This window comes from Arcobacter venerupis, from assembly GCF_013201665.1.
Classification (GTDB): domain Bacteria; phylum Campylobacterota; class Campylobacteria; order Campylobacterales; family Arcobacteraceae; genus Aliarcobacter; species Aliarcobacter venerupis.
On sequence record NZ_CP053840.1, the window covers coordinates 2,080,175 to 2,097,990 of the forward strand.

Sequence of the window (17,816 nt, forward strand, 5' to 3'; positions counted from 1 at the left end):
TTAATTATTTTATTAATTTAAAAAATTTTAGAATTTTTCCCTGCAATACTACATATATTAATGATGCAACAAAAGATACAATTGTTCCATAAAGTATTCCTATTTTTGCATAACTCAAATATACTACTAAAGAATAAATTACTACTGAACTTAATCCAAATGGAGTATTTTTTATTATTGTTCTTGCTTGTAAATTACTATGTCTGAAATGAATAATTAAAAGTAATGGTAATAAAATAGTTGGAAATGAAGAAAAAATTCCTGCTATATTTGAAGGAACATATTTGGGTAAACTTGAAATTATTAAAAAAATAGTAATTGTTAAAAGTGACCTAAAAAATATATCAGAAAGTGAAGTTTTTATTTTTTTGTCAATTGTAAAGTTCTCTTTTTTTGCAAAATAAATTGATGCTATTATCATTAAGATTATAACAATTAAAGGTGTTAAAACAACATGGGGAGGAACATAAGCTAAAATAAATGCGATTATTAAATAAGAGATAAAAGAGATAAAAAGGCTTAAAAATATTTCAAATTTTCCCTTATAAAAAGTACTAATGTAATATCCAATAGAAAATGCAAGTGCAGCAAAAAGACCATGAATATTGTACAAAGCTACCTTTGTAACATAATCTACACCATTTTCTAAAGCAAAAAATATAAGAGTGATTGAACTTCCAATAGGAAGACCAGAAAGAACGCCAGAAATTTTTGGGCTAACTTTTTCAGCTATAAAGCTAAGTGATAAAACAAGAAATACAACTGTGATTGCTTTTATTATAATGAGTTCTATAATTCATCCTTTATTTAAAAGATGAATTATATATTAATTATTTGTAAATTATTTAAAGATTAGAATTTTTTTGATTTAAAAATGGAAATGGAATTTTTAGAATTATTGAAATAGAATAAATAAGATCTATTTCCCAATTTTCAATAATATTATCATTAGATAAGCAGATAATAGAAGCATTTAATATCTTTTTTCTTAATTCAAAAGAACAAAAACTTAAATCTTTAATAGCTTGTTTTAACAATCTATTAGATATTTCATCTTTTTTAATTAATTCTAAAGAGCTTATATTCTCATATTTGATTGCTGAATTAAAACTATCAATTGCTTTGATATCTGATCTGTCTTGCGTGTAAGCTAATACAGATAAAAATATTTCGAAAGAGTATTTAATATCTTCATAATAAAAAAACTTTTCACTTTCATTTTCACGCAAATTAAAATGAAAATCTAATTGTCTTAATATAATTATCTCAATATTTAATTCATAAACTTCTGCAATTGAATCTAAATAAATTATATTATTTAATAAGGTTCTAAAACTTCTATATTCATTAATACTCATATCTTGTAAAATCAATAAAGATTGTTGCATTATCAATAGATTAAATTCATATTTATATGAGTTAATAGTTTCATAGTTTTTAATTACAATATCTTTTATTTCATCTATTTCTATTAGTTCAAGTTGTTTATTTCTATGTAAAATATCACTACTTAATAAAAGTCCAATAATCAAGGCTTTTGTACTTTTTATATCTTCAAAAAAGAGATTTAACTCTTTTGGTAAAATTTCTCTACCTAAACTCATTTTTTTTGCATAATCTTCAATTGCATTAAAATTATCAAGAATAACAATTCCAGTTATAGAATTTATTAAAATATCTTTTTTAGATTTTTTCTCTTTATTTTTGTAATTTTCTTCATTAGAAAATTCTAAATTCTCATCTTTTATTATTAAAGGATCATAAATTCCATCATTTGCTAATCTTTCAATTCTATTTAAAACATCAGGATATAAATTAAAAATTTTTGAAAATAAATCATTATTTGTTTGAATAAAATATGAGTGTTCAAATAACTCAGAAAAATTATTATATGATTGATAATGATTCGATTTTTTTAATAATCTAATAAAAGATATTGGGTTCCTAGTATATTCTATTGTAATTGAATCATTTAAATAAATTCTCTCTTTTATAATTAAGAACTTAATAAACATACCTACAATATATCCCATACAGCCAAAAATCAAAAAGAAAATACCAATAATAAACATAAATATCCAAAGAATAATATGAATTAAAGATATTTCATCATTTTGTTTTGCATCACTTATAGAATAAAATATTCCATGAAATAAAGATTTACCAATTAAAAATATTTGTAAAAATGAGTACGTTAAAGCAACCAACTTCATATTTAATTGCATATTTTCTGTGAATACTTTCGCAAATTCAAAAGCAATCATAGATTGAAGTTCATCCCTTGATAAAACTTCCAAAGAAGTACTTGTGATTAAAATAGAAGCATCAGAAATATCATTTCCAATAACAAATGAGTTAACACCAAAATCTTCAATGGTATAAACTTTTAAAATAGGGATACCAGAAGCTATTGACATTTCAGAGACAATATTTAATAAAATTTTTTCATTACTTGTACAATTATTTAATTTGACTAACTTTGCATCAAAATAGTGTAATGAGAGTTTAGAAATATCACTAAATTCTCTTAATTTAAAAAAAGTACTTATTAATATAATAAAAACAAGTGGTATAGTAATAAATAAAAATGTTTTTAAATGCCAATATTTGTAAAAATTAATTATTGAGTCATTATTAAAATAAGAGTAAAAAGAAAAAATAATAATATTTGAAAGTGCCACTAAGAAAACTATTGAAAAAATAAATAAAAAGATTAATAAATAACTTTTTTTCCTTGCAATTACTTGCTGTTCGAAAAAATCCATCTTTTAAAATGAAACTTTTACAGATTTTCTTATTTCACTTGTATCTTCAAATTGTAATAAATTTGCATCTATACTGTGTCCAAAAATATTTGAAAATATATTATTAGGAAATGATTGTCTAAAAATGTTATATCTCATAACACTATCATTATAAGCTTGTCTTGCAAAAGCAATTTTATTTTCAGTTGAAGATAACTCTTCTTGTAAATTTTTTATAATAGAATCTGCTTTTAACTCTGGATAATCTTCCATAACAAAAGATAAACCACTTAAAGCACTTATAAACCCATTCTCTTTTTCAATTAAATTTTTTATATTTTGTGAGTTAAAATTCTTTTGAACTTCTGCCAAAGAATTTTTAGCAATATTTCTAGCTTCTATTACTTTTGTTAAAGTTTCTTCTTCATGTTGCATATATTTTTTTGCAGTTTCAACTAAATTAGGAATTAAGTCATATCTTCTTTTTAATTGTATATCTATTTGAGAAAAGAAGTTTTTTTGTTTTGCATTTAAAGAAACAAGATTATTGTAGATATAAATTAAGTATATCAGAAGTAGTGGAAGTAAAATCCAAAGAATTGTTGATGTATCCATTGTAAACCTTTAAAATAATTATTTGAACATCATATTATATTCTAAATAATTATTTTATTAATTTAAAGGTTAAAATTACGTTTATCTAAAATTATCAAATACTAAAGGAGCTTTAAAATCAAGTGATTTTAAATGTTTCATAATATTTTGTAAATCATCAATATTTTTTCCAGTTACTCTAATCTCATCACCTTGATTAACAGCAGATACTTTTAATTTTAAATTTTTTATTTCTGTTTGAATTCTTTTTGCTTCATCTTTTTCAATACTATCAATAATTTTGTATGAATATTTTCTATTTCCACCACTTGAATCCTCTTTTTTTAACTCTTCAAGTGAATTTATTGATATTCCTCTTTTATTCATTTTTGAAATTAAAATATCTCTCATTGCATCTATTTTATTATCACTTGAAGAGATTAATGTTAAAGTTTTAGCTCCTACATTTAAGTCTAACTCTTTAGAAATACCTTTAAAATCATATCTAGTGTCAATCTCTTTTTGTGATTGAATAACCGCATTTTTCATCTCTTGCATATCTAATTTTGCAGAGATGTCAAATTGATGTTCTTTTACTGCCATTGCTATATCCTTTTAAAATTAATTATTTTATTGATTTCTTAAATTTTAACATTTTTTTATAAAGCTTTTGGTAAAACAAGATTTAAAATAATTCCAACTATTGCACCAAGTCCAATACCAGCAAAAGGTACACCACCAAAATTAAATGTCATTCCACCAATAGAAAATACTAAAATCATAGAAACAATAGCCATATTTCTAGGACATGAGAAATCAATATTTGCTCTTGATAAAGTACTAATTCCTAATGTTGCAATAATTCCAAAAAGTAACAACATAATTCCACCCATAACAGGAACAGGAATAGTTGCAAGAATAGCTCCTAATTTTCCAACAAATGCTAATAAAATAGCACAAATTGCAGCCCAGGTCATAATAGCTGGATTATAAGCTTTTGTAACCGTCACAGCACCTGTAACTTCAGAATATGTAGTATTGGGAGGTCCTCCAAAAAGACAAGCTACAGAAGTTGCTAATCCATCACCTAAAAGTGTATTTTTCAAACCTGGCTTTTTTAAATAATCTTGTTTAGTAACATTTGAAATTGCTAAAATATCTCCAATATGCTCAATTGCAGGAGCAATTGCAATTGGTAAAATATAAACAATAGCTTGCCAATTAAACTCAGGTGCAACAAAATTTGGCATTGAAACCCAAGAAGCTTTAGCAATACCTGAGAAATCAACTAATCCAAAATATAAAGATACGATATATCCACCAATAATTCCTAATAAAATAGGTACTAATTTAAATATACCTTTTCCAAGAAGTGAAACTAAAATAGTAATAAATAAAGCAACCATAGAAATAATAATTGCTTGATCAAAAGGTATTAAAACAACTGAACCATCACCTGTTTTTCCCATTGCCATATTAACTGCAACTGGAGATAAGATAAGTCCAATAGAGATGATTACAGGCCCAACAACAACTGAAGGAAGAAGCTTATGCAAAAAATCATCACCTTTTAGTCTAATTAAAAAACTAAGAACAACATATAAAAAACCAGCAGCAACAAGCCCTGACATAGTTGCTGGAATTCCCCACGTAGCAACCCCATAAGAAATAGGAGCAATAAATGCAAAAGAAGATGCAAGAAAAATAGGTGGAACACAAGATCTATTTACAAATTGGAAAACTAAAGTACCAATTCCTGCTGTAAACAATGCTACATTTGGATCTAGTCCTGTTAATATTGGCACTAGAACAAGTGCACCAAAGGCTACAAATAAAAATTGTAATCCTAAAATTGAATCTTTTAATCTAAAATTATAATCCGTGGGTTTCATAAATACCTCTAATTTTTTTATAGCAGAATATTATCAAAATAATACGTTGATTAAATTTAATTTATATATAATTTATAAGCAATTTTTGAGTAATATAAAGTTTTAAAGGATTACTTATGTATAAAGAAAGTACAAATGTTGTTGCAAAACATCTTGTAAATAGATTAAGAGATGTAAGAACAACATCTAATGAGTTTAGATTAACCATTGAAGAGATTTCAAGAATCATAGCTTTAGAAGCTCTAAATGATTTTGAAACAGTTTCACAAAATATAAACACTTGGCAAGGTCCACTTGATGTTCAAATGATAGAAGTTCAAAAGTTAGTATTAGTACCAATTTTAAGAGCTGGTGAACCAATGTTAACAGGTATTTTAAAAACTTTACCATATGCAAGAAGTGGATTTTTAGCTATGAAAAGAGATGAGAAAACTTCACAAAGCAAACTATTTTATGAAAATATCCCAAATTTAGAAAATAAAACTGTTCTATTATTAGACCCGATGGTAGCAACAGGAGGTTCATTAATAGATGGAATTGATTATTTAAAATCTAAAAATCCAAAAAGAATTATTTGCCTAAATGTTTTAGGTTCACCTTTTGGTGTTCAAAAAGTTCAAGAGGCACATCCAGATGTTGATATTTATATTGCACAAATTGATGAAAGATTAGATGAAAACAATTACATTAGACCAGGTCTTGGAGATGCTGGAGATAGAGCATTTAATACTCACTAAAAAAGATTAGTTTTAAACTAATCTTTTAAAACTCAAATACATTATTATACTTATATTCAAATCCTAATTTTTCTATTTTTGACCCATCAATTACTCTATTTAAAAAAGATTTATTATCATTAAAAATTGGTATTTCAAAATCATATTTCTTTGAATTAAAAGTATAAATATCCCTTTTTGTCGGATGCTCTTTTGAGCAAAGGTTAAATATTCCATTTATATTTTTTTCTATAACAAATTTTGTTGCATTAATAACATCATTTCTGTGAACAAAATTAATTATACTTTGGGGAAATTCAACTACTTTATTTGCAGACCTCTTACCAAAATATCTACTTCCACCTACAAGTCCTGAAACTCTAAAAATCACATCACTTTTATTTTCTACAAGCTTTTCAGCTTCAAATACAATTTTTGAACTTGAATCATTTATTAAATAATTTTCATCAAAATCACCCTCAATATTTGGATAAATTGAAGTAGAGCTAATAAATATAATTTTTTCAATATTTTTAATATTTTTATGTTTATAAATTCTATCAAGAAAACCTAGGTAATCATCAAATTTTGAAGGTGGATAATTTATAAATAAATAATCTGTATCTAATAATTCATCTAAAAATAAGAAATCATATTCATTTAAAACAAAAGAGGAAAAATCAAAATTCTCAAAAGATTTAGATTTTTCTTCATTTCTAGCAGAGACCTTTATATTATATTGATTCTTTAACTGATATGCAAGTTCTAAACCTAACCAGCCTGTACCTAAAATAGTAAAAGTTTTCATTTAATCTTTTATTATTCCATAAGTTAATAAAAGCCAAGCAACAATAAGCATAGATCCACCAATTGGAGTAATTGCTCCCAAAATTGGCATTGATAAAATAGCTAAAAGATATAAAGAAAAAGAGAATATACACATACCTATAATTATAAGCCATAAAGATATATATATTTTTTTTGATTCTGGTTTTAAAGTATAGATGAACGAAGCAGCAAAAAGTCCTAAAGTATTATAAAAATGATATTGAACGCCAGTATTGTAAATTTTCAACATATAATCATCAAGGATAGTTTTTAAAGCATGGGCACCAAAAGCACCAAAAGCAATACCTAAAGCCATCATAAAAGAAGCAATTGCAAAGAAAGTTTTATTTTTATTATTTAATAACATATATTTCCCCAATTTAAATTTGGGAAAGTATATCTAATTAAACTTTATTTTTTTGATTTTTCTTTAAGAGATTTTTTTTTAGAAAATCCTGCACCTTTTTTCTCTTTTTTTTCTAAATTCAAGTCACAAATCAGTTTCTTAAAATCCATTCCACTTTGATTCATAGTGGCAAAACAAGCAGCTATTGAAGCAATTGTATTTGGTACTTCTTTTTTCTTTTTGTAAGCTTGAATGTTTTTTTCACTAACTTTTATAAGTTCAGTAAATTTAGGAATTGTAAGTTCAGCATCTAAAAGTAATTTCTTAAAATCAATAAAAGTCATAATATAAGCCTATTGTTAGTTTTTTTTATTATACATAAATAAGTATCTATTTAACATCAACTTCCCAAAAGAAATCAATCCACTCATTTGCTTCTCTAACACTAAAATCAGGTTTGATTACAGCAGTATTTTTGTAGAATAATGTAGCTAATTTAAACTCAACAGTTGGAAATTTTTCTTTTAAAACTTTTAAAATTTCTCTCATTGTTTCTCCTGAGTCAACAATATCATCAACTACCAAAACTTTTTTTGCATGAGAAACATCAGGAATATTAAAAATATTAAAAGTTTCAAGCTTTAATTCACCCTCATAATGAATAGAATTTAATGTATATAAATTTCTCATATCTAATGCTTGTGCCATTAAGTGAGAAAGCGTTAATCCACCACGTGCCACTGCAAGTAAAATTTCAGGTTCAAAATCTCTGCATTTATCAACTAATACTTGAGTATCTTTTTTGAATAAATCATAACTGTAATATAGTTTTTCCAACTAAAATCCTTTTTTTAAATTAAGTTTTTATTATACAAAAAGAAAATAAAAAATAATTTGAATAAATCAAAAAAGAGAAGAAAGAGGATTAAATAAAGAAACAACATTAAATAAGGGCTAAATAAAGTAAAAGTTAGGGATGGTGGTGCTCACAACAGGATTTGAACCTGTAACCTCTTCCTTACCATGGAATTGCTCTACCGTTGGAGCTATGCAAGTAAAAGAGAATAATAAAGAACTAACTGAATATGTGTATAGAGTTAGTGTAAATATAAAAATAAAGATCAATTATACTAGAATAATAGGATAATAAAAAATGAATAGAAAAATAACCTAAAAAGCGGGTTAAAAAAAAAGCTTAGCATTGAATACTTTGGTAAGTATAAAAAGCTAAGCTTTAAAAAAACTCAAGAGCTGGCAGCGGCCTACGTTTCCACCAGGGGACCCGGCAGTATTATCGGCGATGAAGTGCTTGACTTCCAGGTTCGGAATGGGACTGGGTATTTCCACTTCTCTATAGCCACCAGCAAAGTTGAGTGTAAAAAGTAAATAAACATAAGATAAATCAATATGTATTGCTCTTTACACTCAACTCGTAAAGGAGTTAAGAAAAAATAATGTTAAAGTCTTATACGCGCTTAAAAAAATATTCATTTTTTCAAGGTAACGCTAGTTTTTTCTAAAAAAACACAATTTGTATTAAATATAAGAAATATATTTAATAAGATAGTAAACCAAAGAATTTGTTAAATAAGCCAAACGTTCTATTAGTACTGGTCAGCTAAACGCCTTACAACGCTTACACATCCAGCCTATCAACCAGTTAGTCTTACTGGGAACTTCAGGGAAAGTTAATCTTAGAGTTGGCTTCGAGCTTAGATGCTTTCAGCTCTTATCACATCCGTACGTAGCTACCCAACGATGCTCTTGGCAGAACAATTGGTACACCAGTGGTACGTTCATCCCGGTCCTCTCGTACTAGGGACAAATCTCTTCAACTTTCCTACGCCCACGGAAGATAGGGACCGAACTGTCTCACGACGTTCTGAACCCAGCTCGCGTACCGCTTTAAATGGCGAACAGCCATACCCTTGGGACCTACTTCAGCCCCAGGATGCGATGAGCCGACATCGAGGTGCCAAACCTCCCCGTCGATGTGAGCTCTTGGGGGAGATCAGCCTGTTATCCCCGGCGTACCTTTTATCCTTTGAGCGATGGCCCTTCCACACAGAACCACCGGATCACTATGACCGACTTTCGTCTCTGTTCGACTTGTATGTCTCACAGTCAAGCTAGTTTATGCCATTATACTCAACTGGCGATTTCCAACCGCCATGAACTAACCTTTGTAAGCCTCCGTTACTTTTTAGGAGGCGACCGCCCCAGTCAAACTACCCACCAGACATTGTCCTGATACAAGATAATTGTACGCAGTTAGTAACTCAAATATTCAAGGGTGGTATCTCAAGGATGGCTCCGACTCTACTTGCGTCTAGTCATCATAGCCTCCCACCTATCCTGCACATGAATATCCAAGCTACAGTGTCAAGCTGTAGTAAAGGTGCACGGGGTCTTTCCGTCTTTCCGCGGGTAGGAGGAATTTTCACCTCCACTACAATTTCACTGGATCCCTGGTTGAGACAGCTCCCATCTCGTTACGCCATTCATGCAGGTCGGTATTTAACCGACAAGGAATTTCGCTACCTTAGGACCGTTATAGTTACGGCCGCCGTTTACTCGGGCTTCAATCAAATGCTTCGCTTGCGCTGACATCATCAGTTAACCTTCGAGCACCGGGCAGGCGTCACACCTTATACATCCACTTACGTGTTAGCAAAGTGCTGTGTTTTTGGTAAACAGTCGGGAGGGACTCTTTGTTGCAACCTCTCTAGCTTTCTGGAGCAAGTCCATATACCAAAGTAGGCACACCTTATACCGAAGATACGGTGCTAGTTTGCAGAGTTCCTTAACCAGGGTTCTTCCACGCGCCTTAGAATACTCATCCCACCCACCTGTGTCGGTTTACGGTACGGGCAACATACAATATACTTAGTGGCTTTTCTTGGCACGACAGTATCATCGATTCTCCATCTCCTCCGAAGAGTGTCAAGAGCCTGTAAGATCTCGGCCTAATGTAACCCGGATTTGCCTAAGTTACAGCCTACGTCCTTCGACCCACTATTCCATCAGTGAGCTCGATTAACTCTATGCGTCCCCACATCGCGCTTGTATGTTGGTATTGAAATATTAATCAATTTGCCATCGTCTACCCCTTTCGGACTCGACTTAGGACCCGACTAACCCTACGATGACGAGCATCGCGTAGGAAACCTTGGGTTTTCGGCGTTGAGGATTCTCACCTCAATTATCGCTACTCATGCCTGCATGCTCACTTCTATCCGCTCCAACGCTCCTTGCCGGTACATCTTCAACGCTGAATAGAACGCTCTCCTACCACTCGAATAAATTCGAATCTAAAGCTTCGGTGCACATCTTAGCCCCGTTATATTTTCCGCGCAGAATCACTAGACCAGTGAGCTGTTACGCTTTCTTTAAAGGATGGCTGCTTCTAAGCCAACCTCCTGGTTGTCACAGTAACTCCACATCGTTTTCCACTTAGATGTGACTTAGGGACCTTAGCTGTTAGTCTGGGTTGTTCCCCTCTCGACGGTGGATTTTATCACCCATCGCCTGACTCCTGTGATTCCACATATAGTATTCATAGTTTGATAGGGTTTGGTACCGCGGTAAGCAGCCCTAGCCCATTCAGTGCTCTACCCCTATATGCTACAACACAAGGCTATACCTAAATATATTTCGGAGAGAACCAGCTATCACGAAGTTTGATTGGCCTTTCACCCCTATCCACAAGTCATCCGGAGACTTTTCAACGCCTATCGGTTCGGTCCTCCACTGGCTCTTACACCAGCTTCAACCTGCTCATGGATAGATCACTTCGTTTCGGGTCTGCAGCATCTGACTAATTCGCCCTATTAAGACTCGCTTTCGCTACGGCTTCGTACTTGACTTAACCTTGCCAGACACCACAACTCGCAGGCTCATTATGCAAAAGGCAGTCCATCACCCTGATAAATCATAGGGCTCTGAATGATTGTAAGCTAATGGTTTCAGGTTCTATTTCACTCTCCTCGCTGGAGTACTTTTCACCTTTCCCTCACGGTACTTGTTCACTATCGATCTGTAAGTAGTATTTAGGATTGGAGGGTGGTCCCCCCAGTTTCAGTCAAAATATCACGTGTTCCGACCTACTCAGGATACCATTAGAGCTATTGAAAATTTAAATTACAGGAGTTTCACCTTCTATGCTACACTTTTCCAAGTATTTCATCTATCTTCTTTAGTCTCATATCATGGTCCTACAACCCCCAATGCAAGCATTGGGTTTGTCCTAATCCGCTTTCGCTCGCCGCTACTGACGGAATCTCGTTTGATTTCTCTTCCTCTGGCTACTGAGATGTTTCACTTCACCAGGTTAGCTCCCCGTAGGGTAACATAGTTCTCACTATGCTGGGTTGCCCCATTCAGAAATCCCCGGATCAAAGCTCTTTGGCAGCTCCCCGAGGCTTATCGCAGCCTAATACGTCTTTCATCGCCTCTTACAGTCTAGGCATCCACCATTAGCCCTTAATAGCTTATTAATAAATAGAGTTAAACTCTATCGCATTTTTGATAATATTCTTTGGCTACTATCTTATTAAACATATTATTTAAAATATATCAATAAAATTAGTTGTGTTCTATCTATTTCTAGATAATTAAAATTTTTGTTTTTAATTATTAGTTCTATTAGAATAAATTCTTTTAGTTCTTTTAATTAAACGAAAAAATTAAAGACTTTAACATTATATTTTTAAATATCATTGTTACTTAAAAAAATTTACATCTTTTCAAGGCAACATTTTTGATTCGAAAATCAAATATAAATTCAATCTTTTTGAACTTATATTTAACTTTTTTATCATTTCTTCTAATTATAACTTTTAGCTTATTTTTAATAGGTGGTGGAGAATAGCGGGATCGAACCGCTGACCTCCTGCGTGCAAAGCAGGCGCTCTCCCAGCTGAGCTAATTCCCCACACTGATTAATCTTTTAAGATTATTTAATGGTGGGCCTATCAGGACTTGAACCTGAGACCTCACGATTATCAGTCGAGCGCTCTAGCCAGCTGAGCTATAGGCCCATTTTTCTACCTATTTAAATAATCTTTATAAACCGAATATAAAAACTCTTTCTTTTTAGTTTTAAGACTAGAAACGAATCTAGTCTCAATTCTCTGAAAGGAGGTGATCCAACCGCAGGTTCTCCTACGGTTACCTTGTTACGACTTCACCCCAGTCGCTGAATCCACTGTGGAAGGTAGCTATTTTAGCATCCCCGCTTCGAATGAGTTCAACTCCCATGGTGTGACGGGCGGTGAGTACAAGACCCGGGAACGTATTCACCGTAGCATAGCTGATCTACGATTACTAGCGATTCCAACTTCATGTAGTCGAGTTGCAGACTACAATCCGAACTGGGAGATATTTTTGAGATTTGCTCCACGTCACCGTATTGCGGCTCTTTGTATACCCCATTGTAGCACGTGTGTAGCCCTGGACGTAAGGGCCATGATGACTTGACGTCGTCCTCACCTTCCTCCTACTTGCGTAGGCAGTCTCATTAGAGTTCTCAGCCGAACTGTTAGCAACTAATGACGAGGGTTGCGCTCGTTGCGGGACTTAACCCAACATCTCACGACACGAGCTGACGACAGCCGTGCAGCACCTGTATATAAGTTTCTGCAAGCAGACACCAATCTATCTCTAGAAAGTTCTTACTATGTCAAGTCCAGGTAAGGTTCTTCGTGTATCGTCGAATTAAACCACATGCTCCACCGCTTGTGCGGGTCCCCGTCTATTCCTTTGAGTTTTAATCTTGCGACCGTACTCCCCAGGCGGCACACTTAATGTGTTAACTGCATTACTGCAAGGTCTAGCCTCACAACAACTAGTGTGCATCGTTTAGGGCGTGGACTACCAGGGTATCTAATCCTGTTTGCTCCCCACGCTTTCGCGTCTCAGCGTCAATAATGTTCCAGTAGATCGCCTTCGCAATCGGTATTCCTTCTGATCTCTACGGATTTTACCCCTACACCAGAAATTCCATCTACCTCTCCCACATTCTAGATATACAGTTTCAAAAGCAGTTCAATAGTTAAGCTATTGGATTTCACTTCTGACTTATTTATCCGCCTACACGCTCTTTACGCCCAGTGATTCCGAGTAACGCTTGCACCCTCCGTATTACCGCGGCTGCTGGCACGGAGTTAGCCGGTGCTTATTCATATGGTACCGTCATTATCTTCCCATATAAAAGGAGTTTACGCACCGAAATGTGTCATCCTCCACGCGGCGTTGCTGCATCAGACTTTCGTCCATTGTGCAATATTCCCCACTGCTGCCTCCCGTAGGAGTCTGGACCGTGTCTCAGTTCCAGTGTGACTGATCATCCTCTCAAACCAGTTAAGCGTCATTGCCTTGGTGAGCCATTACCTCACCAACTAGCTGATACTGTACAGGCTGATCCTAGAGCTATAAATATTTCCCTTGCAGACTTCTGTCTTAAAGGCATATAGAGTCTTAGCAGTCGTTTCCAACTGTTATCCTCTTCTCTAGGGCACATTACCTATATATTACTCACCCGTGCGCCACTTAGCTGACAATTATAGCAAGCTATAATCCGTTCTCGTTCGACTTGCATGTGTTAAGCACGCCGCCAGCGTTCACTCTGAGCCAGGATCAAACTCTCCATAAATTGAAGTTTTTGAACTTGACTTCTTCTGTATTATTTTACTATTACAAAATTATCACTCATAGTATAGACAAGTTATATGTTTTACCATATTGTTCTTGTTTGTTTTTATATTTTTAACATTTATTCTTATTTTACATCTGTAATAAATAACAGATTTTTATAAGAGTCTCATATTCGGTTTATAAAGATTACTTTACAAACGTTATAATTATTTTTAAAGATCATCCAGTTTCGATTACAACGCTTTCTATCATTCTTTCGTTTGATGCGCTTCAGTCAAATTGGACGGGAATTATAATAGATTCTTTTTTCTTTGTCAAGGGGTTATCGCTTAAATTTGGCTTAAATTTTTGGATTTATCCTCTACTCTCTCCTCTTTTGCTCTTTTACTATCTTTATATTGGCTTTTTTGTAAGTTTGTTAATTAATATTAATATATTGTTTACTTTTAACTATTTATTCACAATTTTTATGAAAAATTCCATATAATAACTGTCACAAATTTATTTAGACAAATTTTTGAACAACTAACATAATGGAGAATAACATATAATGAGTGCATCTATTTTTAGAGAGTATGATATTAGAGGGATTTTTGAAAAAGAACTGAATGAAGATATAGTAAAGAAAATTGGTTACTATTTAGCAAAAGCATTAATTAAAAAAACACCAAAAGCAGAGTTTATTGCAGTTGGTTATGATGCTAGACTTCATTCTCCTACACTAAAAAACTGGTTAAGTTCTGGAATAAATGAAGCAGGGCTTGAAGTATTAGATATGGGATTGGTTCCAACACCTGCTAATTATTTTGCTAACTTTACTGATTTTGATGGTTTACAATCTGATGGTTCTGTAATGATTACAGGATCTCACAATCCTCCTGAATATAATGGATTTAAAATTACATTAGATAAAGACCCATTTTTTGGCGAAGATATATATGCATTAGGAAGAGAAATTTTAGCTGATAATTCTACTATAAAGAATAATGAAGTTACTATTCCTATAGATTCTAAAAATAGATATATTGATTTTATTGTAAATCATTTTTCTCATTTAAAATTAGAAAACAAAAAATTTGTTTTTGATTGTGGAAATGGAGTTGCTGGTGTTGTTTTAAGAGAAATACTTGATAGATTAAATATCAAATATAAAATCTTATTTGAAGAGCCAGATGGTAATTTCCCAAATCATCATCCAGATCCAAGTGATGAACACACTCTTGAAGATATTAAAAAAGAGTTAGCAACAGGAGAATATGATTTTGGTTTTGCTTATGATGGAGATGCTGATAGAATTGCCCTACTTTCTCCTAAGTACAACTTTAAAGGTGATATTCTTGCAATATTCTTTTCTAAATTTATAAAAAACCCAACTGTTATTGGTGAAGTAAAATGTTCACAGGTTATGTATGATACTATTAATTCATATGGTAAAGCTATTATGTACAAAACTGGCCATTCAAATTTAAAAGTTAAAATCAAAGAAACAAAAGCTGATTTTGCAGCTGAAGTATCTGGACATCTATTTTTTAATGATAGATATTTTGGTTATGATGATGCTTTGTATGCTACATTTAGAGCTTTAGAATTAATTGATAATAGCTTTAATTTTGATAAAGAGTTTGAAGCTTTACCTCAAGTTTATTCAACTCCTGAAATAAATATCACTGTTACAGAAGATACTAAATTTAAAATTATTGAAGATTTAAAAAAAGCTTTAGAAAATCCACCAGCTGATTTTCCTAAAATTAAAGACATTATAACGGTTGATGGAATTAGAGTTATATTTGAAAATGGTTGGGGATTAGTAAGAGCTAGTAACACTACACCAAAATTAGTTACAAGATTTGAAGCAGACACAAAAGAAAATGCTAAAATATACGAAAATGTTTTAATAAAACTATTTGAAAAATTACAAGGAAAATAAAAAATGAGCAACAAAAATACACCAATTAAAAAATGTCTATTCCCTGCTGCTGGATATGGAACAAGATTTTTACCTGCAACAAAAGCTACACCAAAAGAGATGTTACCAGTTTTAACTAAACCACTTATTCAATATGGGGTGGAAGAAGCACTTGCTGCTGGTATGGATACAATGGCGATAGTTACAGGTAGAGGGAAAAGAGCAATTGAAGACCATTTCGATATTTCTTATGAACTTGAAAATCAAATCAAAGGGACAAGTAAAGAGCATTACTTAACAGAAATTAGATCAGTTATTACAAAATGTACTTTTTCATACACTAGACAAATAGAAATGAAAGGTTTAGGTCATGCAATTTTATGTGGTGAAACATTAATTGGCGATCAACCTTTTGCTGTAGTTCTAGCAGATGATTTATGTGATGCTCCTGGAAAAGGTGTATTATCGCAAATGGTAGAACTATATAAAAAATATGGTTGTTCAATTGTAGCTATTGAAGAAATTCCAAAAGAAGATACAAATAAATATGGTGTTATTGCTGGAAATGAAATTGAACCTGGAATTTATATGGTAAAAGATATGGTTGAAAAACCTGAACCAGAAGTTGCTCCATCAAACTTAGCAATTATTGGAAGATATATCTTAACTCCTGATATTTTTAATATTATTAGAGAAACAAAGCCAGGAAAAGGTGGAGAGATTCAAATTACAGATGCACTTTTAGCTCAAGCTAAAAAAGGAATGGTTTTAGCATTCAAATTTGATGGACAAAGATTTGACTGTGGAAGTATTGATGGATTTGTAAAAGCTACAAACTATTTTTACGATAAAGAGACAAAAAAAGAAGAAGCAACTAAAAAAGCAACTGGAGCTAAATAAGTGAAAAACAACTTATATTATCCGCAAGTATCATTAAGTGATAAAGAGATTTTTGCAGAGATAAAAAAAGAAAGAGAAATAATAGGTTATTACTCTCTTCCTTATGTTGATACAACTGTTTTAAAAACAAGACTTGATGATTTAAATTTTCCACAAAAACAAATAGCAATCATTGGTATTGGTGGAAGTACATTAGGAACTTATGCAATTTATAACTTCATGAAGTATAATAAACAACATAATAAATGCTTAAAAAAAGAGCTTTTCTTTTTTGAAAGTACAGATCCAGTAAATTTAAATGGAACATTAGCTCAATTAAATTTAAATGATACACTTTTTATTGTTATTTCAAAATCTGGAACTACAATAGAAACTATCTCTATTTTTAAATATCTTATGTCTATTACAAAAATTGATAAATCAAATCTATTAATAATTACAGAAGATGATAGTAAATTAAACACTTATGCAAGAGCAAATGATATAAACTCTTTTGATATTCCAAAAAATGTTGGTGGAAGATTTTCTGTATTATCAAATGTTGGATTAGTTCCTTTATATCTTGCAGGATTTGATATTGATGAATTATTAAAAGGTGCTAAAAAAAGCTCTGATTCATTTTTTGATAAAAAGAAACTATTTAAACATCTTATTAAAAAAGCTAGAACTTACTATGAGTTTAAAGATGTTTATAATATGAATGCTATTTTTTCTTATTCTCAATTACTTGAAGGATTTAATAAATGGTATGTTCAACTTTGGGGAGAGAGTCTTGGTAAAGTTGATGTTAATAATACAAATCAAGGTTTAACTCCAATTGGACTTCTTGGACCTGTGGATCAACACTCTTTCTTACAACTAATTGTAGAGGGACAAAGAGATAAAACAGTAACTTTTATTAAAATTAAAGATTTTAAAGACAATACAAAAATTGCTCCTATTTCACTAGAAGGATTAGAAGAACTTGATTATGTTAATAATCTTGATTTTAAAGAGTTAATTAATTTACAAGCAGATGCTACAATTGCTTCTGTTAAAGAGTTAAAAAAAGATATTCCAATTGATATTATAGAAATTGAAGAAATCAGTGAATTTGAAATAGGAAAACTTCTATTTTATTATGAATTATTAACTTCTATTGTTGGGAAATTTTTAAGAATTAATACTTACGACCAACCAGGAGTTGAAGGTGGTAAGATTATTTTAAAAGGTATGTTAAAAAATAAATAGGAATTT

General features: G+C 31.4%; 13 protein-coding genes, 3 tRNA genes and 3 rRNA genes. 4 read left to right on the top strand and 15 right to left on the bottom strand.

Going from position 1 to position 17,816, the window contains the following annotated elements:
- Nucleotides 1–4: 4 nt before the first annotated feature.
- The 5 genes from AVENP_RS10385 to AVENP_RS10405 all read right to left on the bottom strand — a co-directional run bounded on the left by AVENP_RS10385 (nt 5) and on the right by AVENP_RS10405 (nt 5,230).
- Complete coding sequence (locus tag AVENP_RS10385) at nt 5–613, bottom strand: hypothetical protein (protein ID WP_228201839.1); 609 nt, start codon at nt 611–613, stop codon at nt 5–7.
- 232 nt (nt 614–845) lie between these two features.
- On the bottom strand, nt 846–2,765 hold the full coding sequence (locus AVENP_RS10390) for a M48 family metalloprotease (protein ID WP_128357834.1): 1,920 nt from the start codon (nt 2,763–2,765) through the stop codon (nt 846–848).
- Between the two features lie 3 nt (nt 2,766–2,768).
- Entirely contained in the window at nt 2,769–3,359 is a 591-nt protein-coding gene (locus tag AVENP_RS10395; protein WP_128357833.1) for a LemA family protein, read from the bottom strand.
- A gap of 81 nt (nt 3,360–3,440) precedes the next feature.
- A complete protein-coding gene (locus AVENP_RS10400; protein WP_128357832.1) occupies nt 3,441–3,941 on the bottom strand; it encodes a YajQ family cyclic di-GMP-binding protein in 501 nt (166 codons plus the stop codon).
- Nucleotides 3,942–3,997: 56 nt separating this feature from the next.
- Entirely contained in the window at nt 3,998–5,230 is a 1,233-nt protein-coding gene (locus AVENP_RS10405; protein WP_128357831.1) for a uracil-xanthine permease family protein, read from the bottom strand.
- A gap of 116 nt (nt 5,231–5,346) precedes the next feature.
- On the opposite strand from AVENP_RS10405, the gene upp reads away from it, so the two are divergent.
- The gene (gene upp / locus AVENP_RS10410) at nt 5,347–5,967 is read left to right on the top strand and encodes a uracil phosphoribosyltransferase (RefSeq protein ID WP_128357830.1); all 621 of its coding nucleotides are present in this window, start codon (nt 5,347–5,349) and stop codon (nt 5,965–5,967) included.
- Between the two features lie 25 nt (nt 5,968–5,992).
- Here the strand turns inward: upp and AVENP_RS10415 are convergent, their stop codons facing one another.
- The 10 genes from AVENP_RS10415 to AVENP_RS10460 form a co-directional block, all read right to left on the bottom strand.
- Nucleotides 5,993–6,754: a Rossmann-fold NAD(P)-binding domain-containing protein gene (locus AVENP_RS10415; protein ID WP_128357829.1), complete on the bottom strand. Its 762-nt coding sequence runs from the start codon at nt 6,752–6,754 to the stop codon at nt 5,993–5,995.
- Nucleotides 6,755–7,141: a DUF423 domain-containing protein gene (locus tag AVENP_RS10420; protein WP_128357828.1), complete on the bottom strand. Its 387-nt coding sequence runs from the start codon at nt 7,139–7,141 to the stop codon at nt 6,755–6,757. It lies immediately after the preceding gene.
- Nucleotides 7,142–7,185: 44 nt separating this feature from the next.
- Nucleotides 7,186–7,464, bottom strand: a complete 279-nt coding sequence (locus AVENP_RS10425; protein WP_128357827.1) for a hypothetical protein — start codon at nt 7,462–7,464, stop codon at nt 7,186–7,188.
- A gap of 46 nt (nt 7,465–7,510) precedes the next feature.
- Nucleotides 7,511–7,957, bottom strand: coding sequence for a phosphoribosyltransferase (locus AVENP_RS10430; RefSeq protein WP_128357826.1), 447 nt, complete (start codon nt 7,955–7,957; stop codon nt 7,511–7,513).
- A 143-nt stretch (nt 7,958–8,100) separates the two neighbouring features.
- Nucleotides 8,101–8,170: transfer RNA gene (locus AVENP_RS10435), tRNA-Thr, on the bottom strand.
- A 199-nt stretch (nt 8,171–8,369) separates the two neighbouring features.
- Nucleotides 8,370–8,485: ribosomal RNA gene (gene rrf, locus AVENP_RS10440) — 5S ribosomal RNA — on the bottom strand.
- Between the two features lie 218 nt (nt 8,486–8,703).
- Nucleotides 8,704–11,616, bottom strand: a 23S ribosomal RNA gene (locus AVENP_RS10445).
- 361 nt (nt 11,617–11,977) lie between these two features.
- Nucleotides 11,978–12,053: transfer RNA gene (locus AVENP_RS10450), tRNA-Ala, on the bottom strand.
- Between the two features lie 29 nt (nt 12,054–12,082).
- Nucleotides 12,083–12,159 (bottom strand) — tRNA-Ile (locus tag AVENP_RS10455).
- Between the two features lie 96 nt (nt 12,160–12,255).
- Nucleotides 12,256–13,772 (bottom strand): 16S ribosomal RNA (locus AVENP_RS10460).
- Together the 16S, 23S and 5S rRNA genes with 3 tRNA genes alongside form the textbook arrangement of a ribosomal RNA operon.
- 552 nt (nt 13,773–14,324) lie before the next feature.
- Here AVENP_RS10460 and AVENP_RS10465 point away from each other — a divergent pair.
- Genes AVENP_RS10465 through AVENP_RS10475 form a run of 3 tightly spaced genes read left to right on the top strand, consistent with a single transcriptional unit; the run spans nt 14,325 to nt 17,810 of the window.
- The gene (locus AVENP_RS10465) at nt 14,325–15,701 is read left to right on the top strand and encodes a phosphomannomutase/phosphoglucomutase (RefSeq protein WP_128359479.1); all 1,377 of its coding nucleotides are present in this window, start codon (nt 14,325–14,327) and stop codon (nt 15,699–15,701) included.
- A 3-nt stretch (nt 15,702–15,704) separates the two neighbouring features.
- Complete coding sequence (gene galU, locus AVENP_RS10470) at nt 15,705–16,580, top strand: UTP--glucose-1-phosphate uridylyltransferase GalU (RefSeq protein ID WP_128359478.1); 876 nt, start codon at nt 15,705–15,707, stop codon at nt 16,578–16,580.
- Nucleotides 16,581–17,810, top strand: coding sequence for a glucose-6-phosphate isomerase (locus AVENP_RS10475; RefSeq protein ID WP_128359477.1), 1,230 nt, complete (start codon nt 16,581–16,583; stop codon nt 17,808–17,810). It abuts the gene before it with no gap.
- The last annotated feature ends 6 nt before the right edge of the window (nt 17,811–17,816 follow it).